Origin of the sequence: Pseudomonas sp. S4_EA_1b (genome assembly GCF_016307435.1) — a bacterium.
Lineage (GTDB): Bacteria > Pseudomonadota > Gammaproteobacteria > Pseudomonadales > Pseudomonadaceae > Aquipseudomonas > Aquipseudomonas rhodesiae.
Genome location: NZ_JAEILC010000079.1, coordinates 15,784 through 37,157, shown reverse-complemented (window position 1 = coordinate 37,157; position 21,374 = coordinate 15,784). Strand labels below are relative to the sequence as shown.

Genomic DNA, 21,374 nt, shown 5'->3' with positions numbered 1-21,374 from the left:
CCCCGCCACCGACCGCGCCACCGACGTAAGGCGCGGTAACTCCGCCACCGCCGCCGCCACCCGAGGCTGCGTTACTGGTGACGGTGACATTGGTCAAGGTCAGGTTACCGAAGTTGACAATACCGCCGCCCATCGCCGCCGTTCCGTCGGTCCCCGCCGCAGCGCCGTTGCCGGCTACCAGGCCCTTGGTGATGATCAGGCCATCCAGGGTCGCGGTGACCCCGGAGTTGACCTGCAGTACCTGGGTTTTGTACTGCCCGCTGAGGGTCACGTCCGCCACACCATCATTGTTGCGATCGCCGTCGATGGTGAGGTTCTTGCTGATGATCAGCTGGCTGTTGAGGTTGATCGTCATGTCAGCACCGAAGGCCACGGTATCCCCCGACACCGCGGAGCTCAGGGCCTGCCGCAAGCTGCCGACACCGCTGTCGCCATTATTGAGCACCGTGACCGTCGCCAGGCTGTACTGATACCCCGACATGCTCCCGTAGGCCAGCGCGGTGCGGCTCTCGATGGAGCCGGTGGCGATTTCCAGGGTCCAGTCGCTGCCCGCGCCGGTGCGGTTGCTGGACGCGGCAATATCGCGCCCGGTCAGCTGCGCCAGCGAGTCGACAAAGTTGACGCCCCTATCGCCCGCTGCCGTGTTGCAGGCGTAGATCAGGATGTCGCCGCCGACGTTCATGTCCTGCCCGATCTGCGCCAGCACCTCGCTACGAGCTGCGATGTTGTCTGCCGATAAATAGGTGTTGCCCAGCCACAGGTCACCCGAGTTGCCGTGGGCGATGATCTGCACCGAGCTGACGCCCTGGTGGCTGCCCAGGTAATCGGCGATCTGTTGCAGGCCGTCCTTGCTCGCATCCAACTGCACCACCTGGGTGCCGGGGGCGACGCCTTTGAGCAACTCGGCGGAGTCCTTGACCCGTGCATCGACGAATACGACTGACTCACCCGGCACAGTGACCGGGGCCGGAGTCACGGGTGCATCGGTTTGCCCGTGGGTTTCGCCGACGGCGCCGGCGTGCTCGGCGGTCGGCGCCTTGGCGGCCGCATCGGCAGCCGTGGCATGGCTGTCGGCCTGCGCCACATCAGCCACCGTGGCGGCGACCGCGCCGTCGAACAGCATGCGCGGTTCCAGGGACATGATCATCGGCGTCGCCTGCGTGCGCGCGCGCGTTGTCGTTTGCCGTGCCTTGCCTTTGCTCCACCACATGCTGCTCACCCGCTTGTCGAATGCTGATACCCACAAATAAAAAAAACGCGATCAACTGATCGCGGCGTCGGCTTTGGTGCGAATCACATTGGCAGCGCTCAAGCTGCCGTCACGCCAGAAATCCATATGGGCGAACTGCTCGAACAGATCCGGCGGCAGCAGGCTGCGCCGCGCTTGCAACGCCACCTGTGGTTTGACCCGATGCAGACCGGCTACGCCCAGGTCCTGGTCGAAATCCGGTGCGTCGTAGCTGAGGTTGTCGAAGTCATGCTCGAACCACGGCTCACCGATGAATTCGTAGACCAGTCGCATGACCCGCTCGGGGGCCTGGGCCAGCAGGTCGTAGTCGACGATCAGCATCGAGCCGGCGTGTTCACCGTAGTACGCCTCTTTGAGCGCCGACCATGCATACCCGACCATGCGGTTGCGCTGGGCCAGGGTCTCGACACGGCTGTACACCGTGTTGCGCTCGACATCGTCGTTGAACAGCTTGGTATTTTCGAAGGGATTGGCGCGGTACAGGCGCTCCAGGCTGTCCATGATCCATGCGACGTTGCGCACGCAGGCGATGACTTTGGCTTGGGGAAACAGGTCATGCAGCGCCGGCATGCGCGCGCACCACTGGCGATTGGTGTCGAACACCACGGGCGTGGCGGTTTTGTCGGCGTAGTAGGAATCGAACAGGCCGCGCAGCAGGCGGCGGCGGGTGTCGGCGTCAATCACCGAGCCAAATTCACTGCCGGCGCTGCACTGCGCCAGCACGCCATTGAATAGGAGGCCCACGGGGCTACTCATGCCCGCATGAAAGCGCGGGTTCTGCAGCAAGATGGCAGAAAGCAAGGTCGAGCCGGAGCGCGGCAAGCCGGAAATAAAGTGATACGGCAATCCATTCACCACTTTGTAGGACAATTCCTTTGTCACCAAGATTAGCTCAGGATTGCTACAGCCACTAGTATGAAATTGCCACTACTCGCATCCGATTTAATACTGTTTCGAAATTAACTCAGGCTGCATAGAGTCAGGCCCCACACACAGCAAAAACAGCCGCGCCCGCGCACCGCCGCCATCTTGCTGCAACACTTGGCGCCAACCGTCGGGAATCGGCGCGAAATCATCCGGCATTTCGTTGCTACTGATCAGCCAGACACGGCGGGTCTGGGCGGGTAAAGCCGACAGACGGTCGAGGTAAATGCGTCCACCGTCCTGATCCACCAGGGTGCCGAAACCATAGGCGTTTGGCCGGGTCGGTGTGCCGTCGGGCTTGGGCGGAGTGTAGAGCTGCAACTGGGCGTCGGTCTGGTCGTAATACACGTAGCTCAAGTACCACATCATGTCGCTGAGCACGATGCGATCGCCTTCCTGGTAATTGCGATTGACGAACTCCACCGGCACGTTGAATTGGTCATGCACATCCACCGTGGCGTTGTTCTTCAAACCCAGCAGCTCAACGCCGACAAATACCACGAGCAACGCCGCCCCGAGCCACGACAGGCGCGTCGGCAGACGCTCGATGGCCAGGGCAATGAGCATTGGCAAGCCGAGGGCATACACCGTCAGGTAACGTTCGATGAACACAGGCGATACAAACGACACGCCGTATACCACCAGCAGCGGCAGCATAAAAAACAGCGCCAGCAGACAGGCCGGAGAGTAACTATCCCGTTCCTTCCAGACGGTCACCGCGACCGCCGCCACCAGCGATAGCGGAAACAGCCAGAACAGCGGTGCCCAGAAGCCGACACCTTCATCCTGCAGCACGAACTGCCAGATCATCGAAGGCACAGAGGTCAGCGTGACCGGGTCTTCCCAGCCAATATCACCGCCGACCTTGAGCTGTTCGACATGCTGGACAAGATCCAGCAGGTTCGGCAGCCAAGGCAGGTACAACGCGACAATCGCGGCATTTGCGCACCACCACACCGGACGCGTGAGCAGGCGCTGGCCGGGCGCCTGGGAGCGGCACAACACGCCCAGCCAGGCCCAGTGCACCAGCACGCACAACGCTGTGAAGTAGTGGGTATAAAAACCGGCCGCCATCAACAACACATAAGCCACCAGGCACCGCGTGCGCTCGGGCTGGCGCACCCAGTACACCAGCGCCAGCGTGGCGCCCAGCAGCCACACGGCCAGCAGCGAATACATGCGCACTTCCTGGCTGTAGCGCACGGCGCTTGGGAACAACGCCAGCAGCACGCCCGCCAGCGCGGCAGCGCGGCGTGTGGACAGTTGCCGCATCAGCCACACGCCCAGGCCCACGGCGACCACGCCGGGGATCGCACTCATGGCACGAATCGACCAGATGCCGTCGCCAAACAGCTCGATCCAGCCACGTAACATGAAAAAGTACAGCGGCGGGTGCACGTCATGGGCCGCGTGAAACCACAGGTCGTCTACGGCATATTCGCTCAGCAGCAGGCTCGAACCTTCGTCGCCCCAGATCGCCGCGGCCGTCAAGCCATAGAACCGCGTGGCTATGGCCAGCGCGCGGATCGGCACCCACCATAACCGGCTCAGCCAACGGCTGCCTTCCCAGGCGCCCGCTACGGCAAATGGGCCCACTTTTTCGTCTTGCTCGACCACAGACCGTCGCACCTCAAATCCCCTGATACCGCCGGTTTCCCGGGTAAACGCCACACATGCGCAAACACGCGCAACTCTAGGGCAAAAGCCCAGGTTTCGCTCGCGGTTTCGCAACCGTTGGGCGTAGCGCAAATGTGCGTCTACGCTTTGCGATGGCGCCCGATCGATAGGCGTCGTCCAAGACCCTAGAGCTCACACAAGGATTCGCGACTCATGGAAGTATTTATCGGCACCATCCAGTCTTTTGCCTTTAACTACGCACCCAATGGCTGGGCGTTATGCAATGGCCAGATCGTGGCTGTGCAACAGAACGCCGTGCTGTTTTCGTTGATTGGCACCTTCTACGGCGGCAACGGTCAGTACACCTTCCAACTGCCGAACCTGCAAAGCCGCGTGCCGGTGGGCATGGGCCAAGGCACGGGGCTGTCGCCCCATGCGATCGGTGCATTCTCGGGCAGCGAGTCGGTCACGCTGCTGGCCGGCAACCTCCCCGCCCACACCCATGGCGCAGGCACACTCGCAGGCAACACCACGGTGCAACTGACCAGCGTAGTCAGCAACCCAGTAACGGTGCCTACGCCTACCAATGCCTACATCGGCGCCTCTGGCCCAGGACCGGGCAGCGCTACGATCTATTCCGATCAACAAGGCGCCAACCCGGTACCACTCAAGGGCGTCACCAGCGCTTTGAGCGGCGAGACGGCCAGCGCCGGCCAGAGCCAGGCCGTTGGCATTATGAACCCCTATCTGGCGATCAACTTCAGCATTGCCTTGGAAGGACTTTATCCTTCACGCCCATGATGCCCCCCGGGCGCGGGCCCAGGGGCGNNCCGCGGCCCATGGGCCTCGGCACTTCCGATGCGGAGCCGAACCATGTTGAATCAGGTCACCCTCGAACACTTTCGCCCCTTGCTGACCCAGCCTAGCGTGCTGTACCTGCCGGATGGCTCGGCACTTCAAATTCAGGTCCAGGGGCTGCGCCCGTCGCCACAGTCCGGTTTCCCGGGCAGCGTACGCGAGGGCTTCAGTGTGTCTCTCAACAGCCTCGGCCCGACGGAGTTCGTCGACGGTTTATGCCGCATGCCCTTGCCGGATGTGTGCCTGGAACACGTGTTCGTGTCCCGCGAGCCCGCCATGGGGCGTGACGGCGAGCGCGGTTACTTTTGCATCGTGTTCAACTGAGGCGGGTACCACACCAACCGCTGCGCCGCCGGTGTCTGTTCTTCCACACGAAACCCCAGCGCCAGGTAATGCTGGCGCGCATGGGGGTTGCTCGCCCACACCACCGTCGCCACCGGACAGCACACTTGGGTGGCGGCCTGCTGAACGCTATGCAGCATCGCCCGACCAAAGCCCTGGCCACGTGCGGCGGGGATAAGCGCCAGGTACAACACTCGAATTTCATTGGCGCCGAAGTCGGCACTCAAGGCACCGATGGGCGTGCCGAGCTTTTCCACCACGTAATGCAGGGCCCCTGGAAACTGTTGGTCCATGCCCCGCTCCTGCACCTGGAACTGCTGGGCGATGACCTCTTCTACCTTCTCTTGCTCGCCGTCGATCCACTGCAGATCCGCCCGCGCCGAATGGTAGAGCTTCTGCAAAAACGGCCCGTCGCTGGCCCGTGACGGGCGCATCGCTAAGCCCTGCGCCAACCCGCCCTGATTGTTCATCATCGTCTGCACTCCTTGTCAGAATCCGCTTTCCCTAACGCCCAACGCCACCGCTCGACGCCAGGCCGTGCCCAGCACCGACTCGCTGCGTCCTTGCAATAGCACCACGCCGCGCAACGGCTGCCGGGGGGTGTCGATCGTCCGCAGGCTTTTGAGACGCACGCCGTATTGCGCCTGTACCGGCGCAGGACGCTGGTTTTCGTCGCGGCGTACGGCTATTGGCCCGTGATGGTCGGAGGTCAGCGCCTCCTGATCCAGATAAGCCACGCCGTTTGCGTCAACGTCGGTCAATTCAACGGGGATCGCGGCGCGCATCGGGTCATCGGCGATAAACCGCCCGGTCGCCCCTGGTCCGACTCGCCACAACTCGGCCTCGGCCAGGTAGCCACGCAGGCGCGCGCCATCCTCCACCACCTGCACCAGCGCATCCTTGGGCGACAGCCAGCGACCCACGTCCAATTGCGGCAATACATCGCGCACGGTGCCCGCATGGGGGGCGCGCAACAGCAGGCGTTCGCGTTGGGCAGCGAGGCCGCGGTATTCGGCCAGGGCCTGGGACAGGCGCTGATCGATGATCCCGGCGTCGGCCGCCGTTTCACTGCGTCCAGCCTGGCGGCGCATCTGCAATTGCAGGATCTCGACTTCGCGCCGCACGATGCTTTGGCGCGCGTCGAGGTCCGGCGATTCCAGTTCGATCAGCACCTGGCCCTGGGTCACCGCCTGCCCGTCCACCACCCGCAATGCCTTGACCCGCGCCGCCACCGGCGCATGCAAGGCACTGACACGACCCGCTTCGAGCATGCTCGGCAGTTCCACCGCGCTGCGCCACGGCACCACCAGCGCCAGCACGATCAGCCCCAACCCGAGACTGCTAAGCAACACCCGGGGCGCATGGGCCTGGCTGCGACGGCTCCACCATTCGTGCCATTCCTTGTAGATCGGCAGGCAGATAAACCACACCAATTCCACCAGCATCAGGAAGATTCCGAGCAGCTTGAAGAACAGGTGATAGACCGCCAACGCGATCCCCAGAAACAGCGCCGCACGCCACAGCCACGCCAGGTAGCCCCACCACAACAGGCGTCGCTGCAAAGCCGGCGACCACGGCTCCGGGGCCGGTTCGCCATAGCCGAACAGCAGTTCGCGCAGACGCCAGCGGCACAGCGCGAAGGCACGGCCTTGCAGGTTGTCCACGCCCCATAAATCGCTGATCAAAAAGTAACCATCAAAGCGCATGAACGGGTTGAGGTTGATCGCCAGGGTGGTCAGCCAGGTGGCGCTGGCCAGCATGAACGCCGCCGTGCGCGCCGGTCCATCCGGCAACAGCGACCAGGCGAGCAAGGCGATACACGCCAGCAGCAGCTCGGCCATCACCCCGCCGGCCCCGATCATCAAGCGGGCGCGGCGATCATTGACGCGCCAGGCGTCGCTGACGTCGGTGTAGAACATCGGCAACAGCACCATGAAGGCCACGCCCATGCTTTGCACCCGACAACCGGCGCGCTTGGCCATGAAGGCATGGCCGAATTCATGGCACAACTTGGCGAAGAACAGTGCCACACCAAACGCCAGGGCGCCGCCGAGGCTGAACAGGTGCGGGAACGTCGCCAGGAAGCGCTGCCAATCGCGCGCCACCAAAAACACCCCAAGACCGAGGGTCATCGGCAAACCGTAGCGCAACAGGCCCGGACCAAACCGCGCCAACCACGGCCAGGCGCGATTGAGGAACGTGTCCGGGCGCCACAGTGGGATGCGGAAAAACAGGTATTGATGCAGCAGCACCTGCCACAGGCCCTGCTTCTGGGCGGCGGCTTTATACAGATAGCTGGCGCGTTGCTCGGGGTCGAGGGCAGCGATCAGGTCGTGGGCGCGTAGAAAACTCAGCAGCTCGGTGACTTCGCTGTTCCCCAGGGGCAAGCCCGGCTCGCGGTTGGCAGCTTGCAGGACTTTTTCCGGGTCGCCCAGGGACCAATGCCGCAACAGACGGATGGCCGTGGCGCCCAGCTTGAAATAGCGCCCACGCACTGGGTCGGCGAGGGTCCAGCGCGGCGAGCCATCCAATGCCGCGCCGGCGCTGGACAGTTGCAGGTCGTCACGCAGCTTGGGCAGGCTCATCAGAGGCCCACGCTTTGGCGCAGGCCCGCCAACGGTCGCCGCAGCAGGTACAGGGCCAGCGGCGCGCGGTCGCCATACAGCTTCGCAGTGCCACGCAGGCCGATCCGCGGCGGCGCGTCATCGAACTGCGCATCCAAGCGATAGGCCAACTGCCCGCCCGGCGTGGGCTGCGCTTCGTACGCGGCGCGTTGCAGGGTGGCGAGGTGACGTTGCAACGGGTCGCTGTCGAGGAATAGCGCGACCTGCGCGTCGGGCGCCAGGGCAATCGCATCGCCTACCGCCAGTTCGATGCGCAACTCGGCCTGGCCGGGGTCGGCGATCTGCAACAGGCGCTCGCCGGTTTGCACCGGTTTGCCGGTCCAACGCTCGGCGTCGGCAAACACCGCGATGCCGTCGCGCTCGGCGCGCACTTCGCTGCGCTTGAGCAGCTCACGGGCGTAGTCGCGTTCGGCGCGTTTTTGCTCGACGCGCGCGGCCAGCAAGTCGATGCGCGAGCTGGATTCGGCATCGGCAAAGGCACGCTGGGAATTGGCCTTGAGCTCCGCCTCCGCCACACCTAGGGCCCGCGCCGCCACGTCCGCCTGGGCGGTCAGGGTAGTGCTTTCAAAACGCAGCAGCAGGTCGCCGGATTTCACGCTCTGGTTGGGTTTAACCAAGAACTCGGCAATCACCCCATCCAAGGGTGCCGCGACGACTTGTCCAGCCAGCGGCACCACTTCGGCGGGCGCCAGCACCGACTGGCGCACCGGGATAAGCAACATCAGCAGCAACCCGACCCCCACCGCCACCTGACGTTTGCGGGTCAGGCGCAGGCGCCACGGCTGGCGCGGTTGCAACGCGTGCCAGGCATGGCTGTAGGTGTCGCCCAATTGCGCCAGCAAGACTTGCTCTGCCGGGTTCCACGGCGTATCCCGCGCCAGCCACAGGCCACCAAACACCTGGCCCTGGGGGTTGATCAGCGGCAACCAGAACACCTGTTCGGCCGACAGGCTCTGCCAGTCGGCGCGCACGGCATCGCTCAATTGCTCGGCAGGCACCACGCGCGCGGTCTGGCCGAGGTCGAGCGAGTGCAACTGCCCCACCGCATGCTCGACAAACGCCACGAACGGCGCGTTCGGGTCGATGCTGCTCACTGCTGTGACCGCCTGCACCTTACCGGCAATCAACAATGCAGCGTGGCGATAGCCGAACAGCGCTTGCCCATCGTTGACCAAGCTGTAGGCCAATTGCTCAGTGGAGCGGGCGGCGCGGGTCTGGCGTTCGAGGTCCAGAAATTGCGCGAACACCCGCTCGGTGTTCCCCGTCATGGGTGCGTTCATTGCAGTTGCGCGAAGTGGGCGGTGCCGCTCATACCCGCCATTAAGCCGGTGGCATTGGGCAAGGTGGCGACCAGCAGCAGCGTCTGACTGCCCTCGTCGATGCGTGCGCCCTGGCGTTTGACGGTAGCGCTGAACGCCTGGCCAGTTTCATCCGGAGTAAAACTGAACGTCTGCCCCGGCTTGAGCTTGCCCATCCAGCGCGACGGCACCAATAGGTGAATTTCCAGGCTGCGGTTATCGACGATTTCCAGCAGCGGCGCGCCGGCCGAGACGCTTTCATAGCGTTGCACTTTGCGCTGCACCACTTGACCGTCATACGGCGCCAGCACATTGCAGCGTTTGACTTGTACCTGGTAGACCTGGGACTGGGCCTGGGTCTCGCTCAACCGCGCTTCGGCGCGGGCCACTTCAAAGCGTCCGACTGAATTGAGCGCCGCCAACTGTTTGTTGTGCGCCAGTTCTTCCCCGGCACCACGGCTGGCGGCTTGGGCGGCGTTCAATTGGGCCTGGTAGGCCGAACAATCGAAACGCGCCAGAGTGTCGCCTTTTTTGAACGTCTCGCCCTCGCTGAACGGCAACTCGACGATGCGCCCGGACAGCTCACTGGCCAGCATCGCCTGGTCGCGGGCACGCAACACGCCCCGTGCTTCGCTGCCGGCACTGGCGGTGGTCGCAGGCGAATGATCCAACAACGGGTCTTCGGCCATGGCCAGCTGAGCCACGCCCAATATGCCGATAAAACCCAACGCCCATCCATGCAACTGCTTCATATAGTCGACTCCCTGACGATGACCGCAGTCTAAGTCAGCGAAATTAAATTGCCACTACCCCCAATCGGACAAATCGGCAAATTGTGTAGGCAGTCACCAAAGCAATTGTCAGATCAAGCTATGATTGCGCCCCTCCAAGCACCAGGATCAAGGACACCTCATGCGCATCGGTTTTTTGTCACCTCTGGCACTGGCCCTGCTGGCCGGTCTCTCTGTGCAGGCCCAGGCCAGCTCCGACGATTCGTGCTACCCCGACTGGCGTGTTTCCCGCGACACCCTCGACCCGTGTAGCAACCAGCCTTTCCTCAGCCCTGGCAACGACAGCCGGGTCAACCTGCGCCTGCTGCTGGCCGACAAGAAAAATACGGGCCTGACGCCCAATGCCTTGAGCGAAGATGACCTGGCCGAGGGGTTCGGCCCTGTGCCGTTCCCGGTGTATCGCCTGACGCTGCTCGGCAGCTCGGACACTGAACCGGATGACGGCGCAGACACATCGTCCACTGCCGAACTGGACAACCTGCTGCAACCCCTGGGCATCAAGCGCGAGGACTACACCACCGCCGGCGAGGCGTTTGTCACGGGCGAGGGCAGCCGCTGCCGCAGCAACGACGACGACAGTGCCACCGCGTTTGTGCGCCAAGTGGTCAAGGCCGATATGCCGGCCGCCGAACGCGAGCTGCTGGTCAAAGCCCGCCTGCAACTGCTCACCACCTGCGAGTGGGACGGCCCGGTCGTGGCGAATGCGCAGCAACTGCAATCGACCGACGGCCAGCAGCTGTACACCTACCTGCAAGCCGCCGCCGATTTTTACAGCGGCCGTTTTGCCGAAGCCGAGCGCGGCTTCAGCGCCGCCCGCAGCAGCGCCCTGCCCTGGCTCAAGGAAGCCGCGCTGTACATGACCGCCCGCACTGCGCTGAACCAGGCCCAGGCCGACGCGTACGATGCCGACGGCGTGCCGACTCTGGCGCGTGTGGATAAGTCGGCGCTGGCCAATGCCGAGCAAGCTTTCGATAGCTACCTGAGTGCTTATCCACAAGGCGATTACAGCGCCTCCGCGCGCGGCCTGCTGCGGCGGGTCTACTGGTTGGCCGATGATGGCAGCAAACTGGCCGAGGCGTATGCCTGGAGCCTCACGCAAGCCAGCGACGCGCAGCGCAATGTGTCCGAGGATGAGCTGGTGGAAGAGGCTGACCTCAAGTTGTTGATGGTCAACAGCCAGCCAGTGAAGACGCCGATGATCCAACTGGTCAGCGACCTGATGGTGATGCGCGGCGGCAACCAGCCGACCTTGTCCCGCGCAGACCTGGAAAAGCAAAAGGCACTGTTTGCCAGCGAACCCGAACTCTACGATTACCTGCTGGCGGTGTGTGCGTTGTACATCGAGCACCAGCCGGATGCCGCGCTGAAGCAGCTGCCGCAAAGTGTGCCGTCGAGCCTGAATTACTTCGCCTTCAGCCAACAGACCCTGCGCGCCCTGGCGATGGAAGCCAAGCAAGATTGGAAAGGCGCCCAAGCGCTGTGGCTGCAATTGCTGCCACTGGCCAAACTGCCGTTGATGCGCGATCAACTGGAATTGGCCCTGGCCATGAACTACGAGCGCAGCGGCCAGTTGGCCGAGGTGTTTGCCGCCGACTCGCCGATCAGCGCCAAGCAAGTGCGCTACAGCCTGTTGCGCAACGTCGCCGGGCCTGAGCTGCTGCGCCAACAGATCGCCCAGGCCAGCGACCCGGTGGAGCGCCAGACCGCGCAATTCGTGTTGCTCTACAAAGACCTGCTGCGCGGCCAGTTCGCCACCTTTGCCGAGGACTTCAAGCAACTGCCGACCCCGATGCCCGAAGATAAGTTGAGCAGCAGCCTGGGCTATGTCTACAGCGAAGGGCAGACGTTGAAACTGTTCCAGTGGAACGGTGAAAAAGCCGCCTCCGGCTACACCTGCCCGGCCATCGCGCAAACTGCCGCGACCCTGCAAACCGAGGCCAAAAACCCCCAGGCCCTCAACTGCCTCGGCGAGTTCATCCTGCGCAACAACCTGGACGGCATGCCGCTGGAACAAGCACGCGCCGCCGGCAGCCTGGGCAGCACCGCGTCGGACTTCAAAGGGGCCACCTTCTCGCGACTCGACGGTTACAAGCAGGTGATCGGCGACGCCAAGGCGCCGAAGACAGACAAGGCCTATGCGCTGTTCCGCGCCATCAACTGCTACGCGCCGGCCGGCTATAACAGCTGCGGTGGGCAGGACGTTGAACCGGCCGTGCGCAAAGCCTGGTTCCGCCAGCTCAAAAGCGGCTACGCCGACACCCAGTGGGGCAAATCGCTGCAGTACTACTGGTGAAACACCTGTGGCTAGGCTTGCTGATGCTGGCGAGCCCGGCCTTCGGTGCCGTCGACGCCCGCGACTATGACGCCTTCTGGCTGTGGAGCGGCGTCAAGTCCCAAGCGGTGCTCAAGCAGGCCAAGACCCTCTACATCCTGCAGGGCCAGATCAACTCTACCCGCCGCGCCCCCCAGCGCGGCGTGCAGCTGATCGCCCAGGGCATGAGCGTACCGCGCTTGACCCAGGGCGAGGTCTGGGTGGTATACCGCGCCCACACCTTGCGCTGGCCCGAACCGATCTACACCCAGCTGCTCGGCCAGGTGCAACGCTGGCGCGACGCGGGCAACCCGGTAATAGGCATTCAGATCGACTTCGACGCCCGTACCCAATACCTGCACGAATACGCCGACTTTCTGCGCGACCTGCGCCAGCGCCTGCCCGCCGACTTGCGGCTGAGCATCACCGGCCTGATGGACTGGAGCAGCAACGCCGACCCGGCCGCCATCGCCCAGCTCAAAGGCGTGGTGGATGAAGTGGTGGTGCAGACCTATCAAGGCCGCCACAGCATCCCGGATTACGCCGCGTACTTGCCGCGGATGAATCGGCTGGGGCTGCCGTTCAAGATCGGCTTGATTCAGGGCGGTGAATGGCAGGCGCCGGGGTATTTGCAGAGCAATGAGTGGTTTCGGGGGTATGTGGTGTTTTTGCAGAATCTTTGATTCCTTTCTTGACAGGGCTATCCCTCCATGCAAGAAATCGTCCACGGTCCATGGACAGTGGACAGCCGCTTCAGGGAGCCCTATGAAAAGTCAGGATATCGTTATCCTCTTCAAACTGATTAGCCTGGAACTACAGGCGGTGAAAGAGCGGGCCACCGGAAAAGAGGCCGAAACGCTTGTTTTCCTTGCAGGTAGTGAGTGGAAAGGTTGGGAGGATAGCGACGGCGACACGCTCCCGAATAACAGTGATAGCTACTCCGTTCGAGCACTGTCTGCGTCGTTGGCGTTGAGCAAAAGCGAGGTATCGAATTCTCTGAATCGCTGTCGAGAGATCGGCCTTATTCACACGAACCGCCTCAGCGGGCAGCCTCTGGTAAGAAGAGAAGCCCTTCTGGACTTCGTGAAATATGGCATTCGCTACGTATTTCCCGCAAAGCCTGGCGCCGTCGTTCGCGGAATTCCAACAGCATTCGGGGCCCCTATCCTGACGGGTAAAGTCATGAGCGGTGGCGATCTCATCCCCGTGTGGCCAGATGCGTATGGCAAAAGCAAAGGTCAGGAAATCGCGCCCTTGTACAAAACTGTTCCTGGGGCGGTAAAAAAAGACGAGCTTCTCTATCACTTCCTGGCTCTAGTCGATGCAATTCGCATCGGCGGACCGCGCGAGACCAAGGTAGCCGATGCACTGCTGAGGGAGTTGATCCTTTGAATTCAGTTCGGGAAATGATGTTGCAAATGCTTGAAGCGGTCGCCGACGCATTGGGGGCAGAGCTACGCCAGCAAGTGGCCTTTGTCGGTGGGTGTACAACCGTCCTGTTGATTACCGACGAATACACACAAGAATCCATCCGCGGTACCGATGACGTGGATCTGGTCATCCACCTGACCAGTACTGCCGCTTGGTATCGGCTTGAAGAAACCCTTAAAACCAAAGGGTTCAAAAATACAGGCCAGGACACGGTCACCTGTCGCTTGCGTCTAGGAGCGCTGAAAGTCGATTTCATGCCAACCGATGAAAAAATACTGGGGTTCTCCAATACTTGGTTTGTCGGAGGGCTGGAAAATGCGATTGATTACACATTGCCTAATGGAACGCCTATCAAGGTGTTCGCAGCCCCTTGGTTTCTTGCCGCAAAACTCCAGGCATATCTAGGCCGGGGCAAGGGCGACCTACTGATGTCCAACGATATTGAAGACATCATCGCTCTGCTGGATGGCCGGGAAGAGCTAATTGCAGAAACAAAATACGCACCTATCGAGCTACGACGCTTTGTGGGCGAGGAGCTCTCGTCTCTGCTCAGACTCACTGCTTTTCAGGATGTGATTCAAAGCACCGCTCAAGACCCCGATCGAGAAACGTTGATTTACGAGCGCCTCGATAGACTGATTGAGTTCGGGGTGCGCATTTGATTCTGCATTCCAGTGTCAGTCGGCAAGGTATCCACAGAGCAGAAAACCGTGACGCCTGCGGTTCGGCACGCAATGCAGATTCATATCTCTACGTGATTGCCGACGGTACGTCCAAACCAGGCAGTGGCGAGTTGGCGCGAGCCCTGAGCCACCATCTGCTGGACACCTTTTCTCACTCAGCGACTGCCGTCTCGGCCTGCAAAGATAAGGCTTTGGCGCTGACACTCACATCACTCAATCGAGTGCATTCAAATCTATGCCCGGACTTCCCCTTTGCCGCCGCCAGCTATCTTGCGCTCCTGGTAGTCGGTCAAACCGCCATATCCATTCATGCAGGCGACTGTTGCCTTGGATATCTGGGAAAAGGTCAGCAGCTGAATTGGATAAGCCCACCCCACTGCGGCCCCAACTGGAAAGGTGATCTGAGCCATTCACTCATAGCCAACAGCCCTGCGCGGAAAACTCTGCTCAACTGCATGAGCTACCGCCGCCGCCATGAGCCTCACATTCAATCCTTGCAGATAATCAAAGACACAACATGGATCATGGCGACGGATGGGTTCTGGGCCGAACTGTCTGTCCAGAACCAACTCAGGGCCATTGCACAGCAAACCCTTAACGGCTGTTCAACTCACGACGACACCACCTTCATGCTGTTGCGATCTTAGGCACCTGGCTACCAGTCGTACGTCAGGCTCGACACCGCCGTCCGTCCTTGCCCGTAGTAGCAATCCAGATCGCTGGTGCACTGCGAAACGTAGGTCTTGTCGGTGAGGTTCTGCACATTCAGCGCCAGTTTCACGCCTTTGAGTTTCAGCGGCGAGCGGCTTAGGTCGTAGCTCAGGCTGGCGTCATAGACGCTATACGAGGGCACGCTGAAGGCGCCTTCGTAGTAGTCGCCCAGGCTTTGGCGGGCGTAGCGCACACCCAGTCCCGCGCCGAGACCGGCCAGCGGGGTGTCGCCAAGCACGGTGTAATTGACCCACATCGACGCCGTGAGCGGCGAAATGCCTGCGGGGTGGCGGCCTTGGCGACCGTCGTTGTCCTTGGTGTATTTGATGTCATTGCGCGAGGCCGACGCGATGATCTCCCAAGCGTCGCTGAGCGCTGCCTTGGCTTCCAGCTCCACGCCGCGTGAGCGCATGGCGCCGCTTTGGGTGCTGTAGGTGGTGTCCACCGGGTTGGTGGTGAGCACATTTTCCTGGTCCAGCTGATAGACCGAGACCTGCACAAAACTCTTCTGGCCGGGCGGCTGGTACTTCACGCCGACTTCGTACTGGTTGCCGGTAGATGGCTCGAACGGCTTTTTATTTACGTCGGTGCCCGCCAGTGGCAGGAAGGATTCCGTGTAGCTGACAAAGGGCGCCAGGCCGTTATCGAACAAGTACACCAACCCCGCACGACCGGTGAACGCCTGGTCTTTGCTGGCAAAGCGCGTGTCGGTCAGGGGTTCTTTGTTCACCACGTTGGCCCAGTCATAGCGCCCGCCCAGGACCAACGCCCATTTATCCAACTTGATCTGGTCCTGAACGTACAGGCCGGTCTGGGTGATGGTGCGATCCCACCGATATGGCTGGCCAAAATTCAGGCGCTGCCCATAGACCGGCTTGAACAGGTCGATGATCGGCGGGTTGCGGTCATACAGGCCATGGAACAGCGAGCCGGAATGGTAGTAATCCAGGCCCAGGATCAGGGTGTGGGACAACGCGCCTGTGTCGAATTCGGCCTGAGCGATGCTGTCCACGCCAAACACTTTGTTGTTTTGCGCCCAGTCCACACCGAAGCGTTGCAGGTAGCGTTGGTCCTGCACACCGGTGGCCGGGTTGGCGACGAAACGGTAGCCGTGCAACGGCGCGGTGTAACGGTCGTCCACCTCGGCGTAGCGCGCATTTTGTTTGAGGGTCCAGGTGTCGTTAAGGCGATGGGAAATCTCGTAGCCCAGCACGTACTGCTCGCGGTTGTATTGGTTGACGCCGGGCTCGCCGATAAACACATCGCGCTTGATCTTGCCGTTGGGGTTGGCCCACAAGGTGCCGGACGCCGGCAGGCCTTGGGCTTCGGGCACACCTTTGTCTTTCTGGTACTGGGCGAACAGCGTCACATGGGTGTCGTCGTTGGGTCGCCAAGTGAAGCTGGGGGCGATGAACTGGCGCTTGTTCTCGACGTAGTTGATCTCGTCCTGCCCATCGTTGGCCAGGCCGGTCAGGCGATACAGAAATTGCCCCTGCTCATCCAGCGGACCGCTGAGGTCGATGGCCGCGCTTTTATGCTCGTAGGTGCCGGCTTCCAGCACCACTTGGTGTACCGGGGTTTCGCTGGGGCGCTTGCTGACCATATTGACGATACCGCCCGGCTGGTTTTGCCCGTACAGCACCGAAGCCGGGCCTTTGAGGACTTCAATGCGCTCCAGGGAATAGGGCTCGATTTGCAGCGCGCCGCCAGTGCTGCCACCGCCATAGGGCAGGTGCAAACCGTCGAGGTACAGGGGTGTGGGCGAGAAGCCCCGCGAGGTGGGTTCATCGAACAACTTGACCCGGTCGGCGAAGCCGCCGGCGCTCATGCCCGGCGTGTACAGCAATGCCTGGGTAACGCTCTGGGCACCGCGGGCCTTGATCTCGGCGGCAGTGATCACGTTGATAGTCTGGGGGATTTCCACCAGTGCCGAATCGGTCTTGCTGCCGGAGGCGCTGCGGGTGGCAACGATACCGTCCACCGGGCCCCAGGCGCTTTCCTCGGCTTGCTGGGCGCTGATCTGAGTAGCCCCGAGTTGCAACGTGCCGTCAGACGCGCTCTCCTGCAACGACCAACCGCCCTGGGATTGCATCGCCACCAGGCCGCTGCCCGCCAGCAACCGCTCCAGACCGGCCCCCACCGCATAACGCCCTTGCAGACCGGCGCTGCGCTTACCTTCCGTAAGCGTGGCATCAACCGACAACAAGATGCCCGAGGCACTGGCGAAACGGTTCAACGCCTGGTCGAGACTGCCCGCCGGGATGGCGTAGGTACGCACTTCTTCAGTGGCTTCGGCGGCATAGGCCAAGGTCGGCAGCATCGGCGCGGTCGCCATTAGGCCGACAAACAGACCATGGCGCAGGGCGCGGGCCAAGGGTTGGATTGGGTGGTGCGGCATTGCAGGACTCCCCGTGAGAACGCTTCTTGATTGGCTTTCAAGAGGTATCCCGAACGGGATGGAGAAACCGACAAGCGCCAGAGAAAATATTTTCAGACACGAGCCTTGATCGTCACCCAGTAGCGGGTGACTGCCTGGACGTGCACCGGTAACGAGCGCTCCAGGGCGGCAAGGATCGCGTCGGTATCGTTCAACGGGAAAACACCGGTGAGTAACAGCCCGGACACGGCCGGATCGCACCGCAACAGGCCAGGACGATAGCGACTCAACTGCGTAACAAATTCGCCCAGCGGCTGGCGTTCGGCGATCAGGCGATGCTCGGTCCAACTGCTGCCGTTGGCGCCCACCGCAGGTAACGCAAGGGTCTGGCGCTGATCGAACCACAGGCTGTCACCGGCGTTCATCTGCACCGCAGCGCCGTGCACCGGGGTCACGCGCACGCGGCCTTCATACAGGTCGACACGGCTGCCCGCGTCCAGTTCGCGCACGGCAAAGCGAGTGCCCAGCGCCTGCACATCGCCGGCCGCCGTTTCCACGATCAGCGGGCGCAGTGCATCGTGGCCGCTGGTCAGCAGGATCTCGCCTCGGATCAGGCGAATACGTCGCTCAGTGGCGCTGAAACGCACATCCACTGCGCTGTCGCTGTTGAGGTCCAGACGCGTACCGTCGCTGAGGGTGACGTAGCGGATCTCACCGGTCGCCGTGCGATGTTCGGCGAATGCCGCTTGCCAAGGTTCACTACGCCGCACCAGATAGCCGCTGCCGCCGACCATCAAGAGCGCGCCGAGCAGCTTGAGGGCGGCGCGGCGCTGGGTGTCCGGCGTATCGCGTAGCACCGCGCGGGCACTGTCGGCAGGAACGCCGCCGAGGGTGTGTTGCAAGTGCTGCAAACGTTGCCAGGCGCGACGGTGTTCCGCATCGGCGGCCTGCCACTGGGCAAAAGCGTGGCGTTGCTCGCCGTGCAGCTCGCCGCCCCAATGCAGCATCAACCACTCGCTGGCTTGCTCGACAATGGCCGGGGCAATGGGTGCGTCGTGTTTCATTCTTCGTAGACCACCTGGTAACAGGCGACGATGGCGCGGGTCATGTATTTCTGCACCGAGCTGATGGTGACACCCAGGCGCTCGGCGATCTGCGCGTAGCTCAACCCCTCGAATTGCGATAGCAGGAAGGCCCGGCGCACGTTGTCGGGCATGCGGTCGAGCATGGCGTCGATCTGCATCAGGGTTTCAAGGATCAGTGCGCGGGTTTCCAGCGACGGCGACTCCGGCTCCGGCAGATGGGCGATGCTCTCCAAATAGGCGCGTTCGATACGCAGGCGCCGCCACTGGTCAATCACCAGATTGCGCGCGATCTGCGCCAGATAGCTGCGGCTTTCCTTGTCACCTGGAAAACGTCCGGACACCAACAGCCGCAGGAACGTGTCCTGGGCTACATCGGCGGCGTGCTCTCGATCGCCCAGGCGCTTGCGCAACCAGCCTTGCAGCCAGCCGTGATGGTCGCGGTACAGAAGATGAAGCTGTTGCTGGCCGTCAGTCGCGGTGTCCATGAAAAGCTCAGATACACTATTGAGAGCAATTATCATTACACCTTATTTCGTTACTGACAAAACTCTTTGTCGATCAGCCCCCTGCCGTTTGCAACGGATATACCGATTCCCACCCGCCCCCCAAGGCTTTGTACAACCCGACCATGGCCAGGGACACGCCGGTGGAACTCTCCACCCATTGCTCCTGGGTCGCCAGCAGCGCGCTTTGCACCGTGAGCACGTTGACGAAGTCCACCACGCCTTCGACGTATTGATGTTGCGCGGTGGTGAGGGCGATCTGGTTCTGGCGCACGGCTTCGGTCAGGCTGTCGCGGCGCAGTTGGCTGGCGTTGTAGCGGGTCAGTTGATCGTCGATTTCATGCCAGGCGCGCAAGACGGTCTGCTGGTAGGCAATCGCCGCTTCCTGCTGTTGGGCTTCGCGCAACTCGACCATGCCTTGCAAGCGTCCGCCATTGAACAGCGGCAGGCTCAGCTGTGGGCCGAAGGCAAAGGCGCGTGAGCCCCACGCACCGAAATCCGACAGTTGCATGGCCTGGGAGCCGAGGCTGCCGGACAAGGTGATGCGCGGGTAGAAATCGCCCTTGGCCACGCCGATGCTGGCGGTGGCGGCGTGCAGTCGCGCCTCGGCCTGGCGGATATCGGGGCGACGCTCGGCCAATTCAGACGGCAGGCCAATGGCGACCTGGCGCTGGGTTTGCGGGACGGCAGCAGCCTTGGACAACTGTGCATGCAGAGCTTGCGGCGGCTCGCCCATCAGCAGGCTCAAAGCGTTGATCAACTGATCCTGACGCTGTTGCAGGTCGGGCAGGCGTGCTTCGATGGCGGCGACCTGGGCGGCGGCTTCGGCCACATCCAAGTCAGTCGCCACGCCGTCGGCCAGGCGCAATTGCGAGAGCTTGAGACTGTGTCGCGCCACGTCGAGGTTTTGCTCGGTGACGGCACGGATGTTCTGCACTCCGCGCAGTTGGATGTAGTCCTGGGCGGTTTCAGCCAACACTGACAGCAGCACGGCGCGACGGTCATTCTCCGCGACTTGCAGCGTGGCGTCGGCCGCCTCGGTTTCGCGTTTGACCCGGCCCCAGAAGTCCAACTCCCAGGCGGCGGAAAACCCGGCGTCCCACTGGTTGAACGCGGCGCGGCCATTCTCGCCGGACGGGTCGTTGAGGCCCTTACCACTGTTGCGTTTGCGCTGATAGGCGCCGGTAGCGTTGACGCTCGGGTAGCGCTCGGCAGTGGTTACCTGGCGCACCGCACGGCTTTGTTGCAGACGGCTGCTGGCCAGTTTCAAGTCGAGGTTATCGCTGAGGGCGCGCCGGGTCAGCGCCGACAATTGCGCGTCGTGGAACACGTCCCACCAGCGCTCCTGCAAGGGGTCGCTGACGGCGTGGCTGGCAGCCTGACGGCCTTGGGGTTCGGCCCACTGCGCGGGCTGCGCGCTGTGGGGGCGCTGGAAGTCCGGGCCGACGGTGCAGGCGTTCAGGCTGATCAGGCCGAGGGTGAGCCAGGCGAGGTGTCTCATTGCTGGGCTACCTCGCGCTGTGGCGCTACGGCTTGAGTATCGACGCTGGCTTCCACCGACATACCGACCCGCAGACGCTCGGTCAGCGGCTGATTGGGCTCAAGCACGATCTTCACCGGAACACGCTGCACGACTTTGGTGAAGTTGCCGGTGGCGTTGTCCGGTTTGATCGAGGCGAAGGTCACTCCGGTGGCGGGCGCTAGGCTTTCCAAGTGGCCGTCGAGCACTTCACCGTCGAGGCTGTCGACGCGCACCTGCACGGCCTGACCGGCATGCATGTGGGACAGCTGGGTTTCCTGGAAATTGGCCACCACATACGCCTCGGCCAACGGCACCACCGCCAGCAACTTGCTGCCCGGTGTTACGTAGGCACCGACCCGCACCGCGCGCTCACCGACCATGCCATCCACTGGCGCGACAATGCGTGTGTAAGACAGCTGATAACTGGCCATTTCCAGCGCCGCCTGAGCGCGTTTGAGCCCACCCTCGGCGGCATCGCGCAGGGCCGTGAGGATTTCCACCTGCTTGCGCTCGGCCGCCAGCACGGCCGTGGCCTTGGCCAGGCGAGCGGTGGCCTGGTCGATGCGGGTCTTGGCTTGCTGGGCGTTCTGCACGGTGCCGGCGCCAACACCGGCCAGGTGGTTGTAGCGATTCAGTTCGTGTTCGGCGAAGGCCACTTCGGCACGATCCGCCGCCACCGTGGCCTGAGCCTGGGCGATCACCGAGGTTTGCCGCTCCAGTGTCGCGGTGGCGTTTTTCAGTTGGGCTTGGGCCACCAGTGTGTCGGCATCGGCGGCCTGAGCGGCAGCGCGAAAATCGCGGTCGTCGATCAACGCCAGTAGTTGCCCGGCTTTGACGCGCTGGTTGTCTTCCACCAGCACCTCCTTGATAAAACCGGCCACGCGCGGCGCCACCTGGGTGAAGTCAGCGGCGACAAAGGCGTCGTTGGTGGTCTGTTGTCGGCTGCCCAACAGCCCAGGGACGGCCAGGTACACCAGCACGCCGACGGCGAATACGGCGATGGCCGACACGGCAATTTTGTCTTTGCGTTTCATGGAAATTCCTTTGT

General features: G+C 62.6%; 19 protein-coding genes. 7 read left to right on the top strand and 12 right to left on the bottom strand.

Translation table 11 applies throughout. From position 1 onward, the window contains the following. The 3 genes from YA0848_RS23330 to YA0848_RS23320 form a co-directional block, all read right to left on the bottom strand. Positions 1-1,210 (bottom strand): DUF4347 domain-containing protein (locus YA0848_RS23330; RefSeq protein ID WP_232925166.1); only part of this gene is annotated, 1,210 nt, incomplete at its 3' end. Positions 1,211-1,261: 51 nt separating this feature from the next. After that, complete coding sequence (locus tag YA0848_RS23325; protein ID WP_236238726.1) at positions 1,262-2,104, bottom strand: sulfotransferase family protein; 843 nt, start codon at positions 2,102-2,104, stop codon at positions 1,262-1,264. 87 nt (positions 2,105-2,191) lie between these two features. Beyond that, positions 2,192-3,802, bottom strand: coding sequence for a glycosyltransferase family 39 protein (locus YA0848_RS23320; protein WP_184316385.1), 1,611 nt, complete (start codon positions 3,800-3,802; stop codon positions 2,192-2,194). Positions 3,803-4,003: 201 nt separating this feature from the next. Between YA0848_RS23320 and YA0848_RS23315 the strand changes: the two genes are divergently transcribed. Together YA0848_RS23315 and YA0848_RS23310 are read left to right on the top strand one after the other, a co-directional pair. Then, entirely contained in the window at positions 4,004-4,591 is a 588-nt protein-coding gene (locus tag YA0848_RS23315) for a phage tail protein (protein ID WP_169903701.1), read from the top strand. A 72-nt stretch (positions 4,592-4,663) separates the two neighbouring features. Further along, positions 4,664-4,972, top strand: coding sequence for a hypothetical protein (locus tag YA0848_RS23310; RefSeq protein WP_034095259.1), 309 nt, complete (start codon positions 4,664-4,666; stop codon positions 4,970-4,972). Here the strand turns inward: YA0848_RS23310 and YA0848_RS23305 are convergent. From YA0848_RS23305 to YA0848_RS23290, 4 genes are read right to left on the bottom strand one after another with little or no spacing between them, the layout of a single operon-like run. Then, the gene (locus YA0848_RS23305) at positions 4,948-5,463 is read right to left on the bottom strand and encodes a GNAT family N-acetyltransferase (RefSeq protein WP_034095258.1); all 516 of its coding nucleotides are present in this window, start codon (positions 5,461-5,463) and stop codon (positions 4,948-4,950) included. The two genes, YA0848_RS23310 and YA0848_RS23305, sit on opposite strands and share 25 nt — an antisense overlap. A gap of 15 nt (positions 5,464-5,478) precedes the next feature. Further along, positions 5,479-7,575: an efflux RND transporter periplasmic adaptor subunit gene (locus YA0848_RS23300; protein WP_034095257.1), complete on the bottom strand. Its 2,097-nt coding sequence runs from the start codon at positions 7,573-7,575 to the stop codon at positions 5,479-5,481. Next, positions 7,575-8,894 (bottom strand): efflux RND transporter periplasmic adaptor subunit, encoded by a 1,320-nt coding sequence (locus YA0848_RS23295; RefSeq protein ID WP_169903702.1) that lies wholly within the window; start codon positions 8,892-8,894, stop codon positions 7,575-7,577. Before YA0848_RS23295 ends, YA0848_RS23300 begins: the two co-directional genes overlap by 1 nt. Further along, the gene (locus YA0848_RS23290) at positions 8,891-9,601 is read right to left on the bottom strand and encodes an efflux RND transporter periplasmic adaptor subunit (protein WP_376697652.1); all 711 of its coding nucleotides are present in this window, start codon (positions 9,599-9,601) and stop codon (positions 8,891-8,893) included. The genes YA0848_RS23295 and YA0848_RS23290 overlap by 4 nt, the downstream gene beginning before the upstream one ends. A 223-nt stretch (positions 9,602-9,824) precedes the next feature. On the opposite strand from YA0848_RS23290, the gene YA0848_RS23285 reads away from it, so the two are divergent. From YA0848_RS23285 to YA0848_RS23265, 5 genes are all read left to right on the top strand, one after another. Next, on the top strand, positions 9,825-11,996 hold the full coding sequence (locus YA0848_RS23285) for an outer membrane assembly lipoprotein YfiO (protein ID WP_169903704.1): 2,172 nt from the start codon (positions 9,825-9,827) through the stop codon (positions 11,994-11,996). Further along, positions 11,993-12,697 (top strand): DUF3142 domain-containing protein, encoded by a 705-nt coding sequence (locus YA0848_RS23280; protein ID WP_034095253.1) that lies wholly within the window; start codon positions 11,993-11,995, stop codon positions 12,695-12,697. Before YA0848_RS23285 ends, YA0848_RS23280 begins: the two co-directional genes overlap by 4 nt. An 82-nt stretch (positions 12,698-12,779) precedes the next feature. Continuing rightward, the gene (locus YA0848_RS23275) at positions 12,780-13,406 is read left to right on the top strand and encodes a hypothetical protein (protein ID WP_034095252.1); all 627 of its coding nucleotides are present in this window, start codon (positions 12,780-12,782) and stop codon (positions 13,404-13,406) included. Positions 13,407-13,432: 26 nt separating this feature from the next. Beyond that, positions 13,433-14,107 carry a hypothetical protein gene (locus tag YA0848_RS23270; RefSeq protein ID WP_232925165.1) on the top strand — a complete coding sequence of 225 codons (675 nt, stop codon included), beginning with the start codon at positions 13,433-13,435 and terminating at the stop codon, positions 14,105-14,107. Continuing rightward, a complete protein-coding gene (locus tag YA0848_RS23265) occupies positions 14,104-14,775 on the top strand; it encodes a serine/threonine protein phosphatase (protein WP_034095250.1) in 672 nt (223 codons plus the stop codon). Before YA0848_RS23270 ends, YA0848_RS23265 begins: the two co-directional genes overlap by 4 nt. Before the next feature lie 8 nt (positions 14,776-14,783). Here the strand turns inward: YA0848_RS23265 and YA0848_RS23260 are convergent, their stop codons facing one another. The 5 genes from YA0848_RS23260 to YA0848_RS23240 all read right to left on the bottom strand — a co-directional run bounded on the left by YA0848_RS23260 (position 14,784) and on the right by YA0848_RS23240 (position 21,360). Next, a complete protein-coding gene (locus YA0848_RS23260) occupies positions 14,784-17,237 on the bottom strand; it encodes a TonB-dependent siderophore receptor (RefSeq protein WP_123480107.1) in 2,454 nt (817 codons plus the stop codon). Between the two features lie 92 nt (positions 17,238-17,329). Further along, on the bottom strand, positions 17,330-18,280 hold the full coding sequence (locus YA0848_RS23255; RefSeq protein WP_169869037.1) for a FecR domain-containing protein: 951 nt from the start codon (positions 18,278-18,280) through the stop codon (positions 17,330-17,332). Continuing rightward, on the bottom strand, positions 18,277-18,786 hold the full coding sequence (locus tag YA0848_RS23250; RefSeq protein ID WP_034095247.1) for a sigma-70 family RNA polymerase sigma factor: 510 nt from the start codon (positions 18,784-18,786) through the stop codon (positions 18,277-18,279). The genes YA0848_RS23255 and YA0848_RS23250 overlap by 4 nt, the downstream gene beginning before the upstream one ends. 73 nt (positions 18,787-18,859) lie before the next feature. Next, the gene (locus YA0848_RS23245; protein ID WP_169903705.1) at positions 18,860-20,305 is read right to left on the bottom strand and encodes an efflux transporter outer membrane subunit; all 1,446 of its coding nucleotides are present in this window, start codon (positions 20,303-20,305) and stop codon (positions 18,860-18,862) included. Next, positions 20,302-21,360: an HlyD family secretion protein gene (locus YA0848_RS23240; RefSeq protein ID WP_169903706.1), complete on the bottom strand. Its 1,059-nt coding sequence runs from the start codon at positions 21,358-21,360 to the stop codon at positions 20,302-20,304. The genes YA0848_RS23245 and YA0848_RS23240 overlap by 4 nt, the downstream gene beginning before the upstream one ends. Positions 21,361-21,374 lie beyond the last annotated feature (14 nt).

Coding starts and splice junctions, on each gene's coding strand:
- YA0848_RS23315 (WP_169903701.1), top strand. CDS start 4,004: ATGGAAGTATTTATCGGCACCATCCAGTCTTTTGCCTTTAACTACGCA.
- YA0848_RS23310 (WP_034095259.1), top strand. CDS start 4,664: ATGTTGAATCAGGTCACCCTCGAACACTTTCGCCCCTTGCTGACCCAG.
- YA0848_RS23305 (WP_034095258.1), bottom strand. CDS start 5,463: ATGATGAACAATCAGGGCGGGTTGGCGCAGGGCTTAGCGATGCGCCCG.
- YA0848_RS23300 (WP_034095257.1), bottom strand. CDS start 7,575: ATGAGCCTGCCCAAGCTGCGTGACGACCTGCAACTGTCCAGCGCCGGC.
- YA0848_RS23295 (WP_169903702.1), bottom strand. CDS start 8,894: ATGAACGCACCCATGACGGGGAACACCGAGCGGGTGTTCGCGCAATTT.
- YA0848_RS23290 (WP_376697652.1), bottom strand. CDS start 9,601: ATGGCCGAAGACCCGTTGTTGGATCATTCGCCTGCGACCACCGCCAGT.
- YA0848_RS23285 (WP_169903704.1), top strand. CDS start 9,825: ATGCGCATCGGTTTTTTGTCACCTCTGGCACTGGCCCTGCTGGCCGGT.
- YA0848_RS23275 (WP_034095252.1), top strand. CDS start 12,780: ATGAAAAGTCAGGATATCGTTATCCTCTTCAAACTGATTAGCCTGGAA.
- YA0848_RS23270 (WP_232925165.1), top strand. CDS start 13,433: ATGCTTGAAGCGGTCGCCGACGCATTGGGGGCAGAGCTACGCCAGCAA.
- YA0848_RS23260 (WP_123480107.1), bottom strand. CDS start 17,237: ATGCCGCACCACCCAATCCAACCCTTGGCCCGCGCCCTGCGCCATGGT.
- YA0848_RS23255 (WP_169869037.1), bottom strand. CDS start 18,280: ATGAAACACGACGCACCCATTGCCCCGGCCATTGTCGAGCAAGCCAGC.
- YA0848_RS23250 (WP_034095247.1), bottom strand. CDS start 18,786: ATGGACACCGCGACTGACGGCCAGCAACAGCTTCATCTTCTGTACCGC.
- YA0848_RS23245 (WP_169903705.1), bottom strand. CDS start 20,305: ATGAGACACCTCGCCTGGCTCACCCTCGGCCTGATCAGCCTGAACGCC.
- YA0848_RS23240 (WP_169903706.1), bottom strand. CDS start 21,360: ATGAAACGCAAAGACAAAATTGCCGTGTCGGCCATCGCCGTATTCGCC.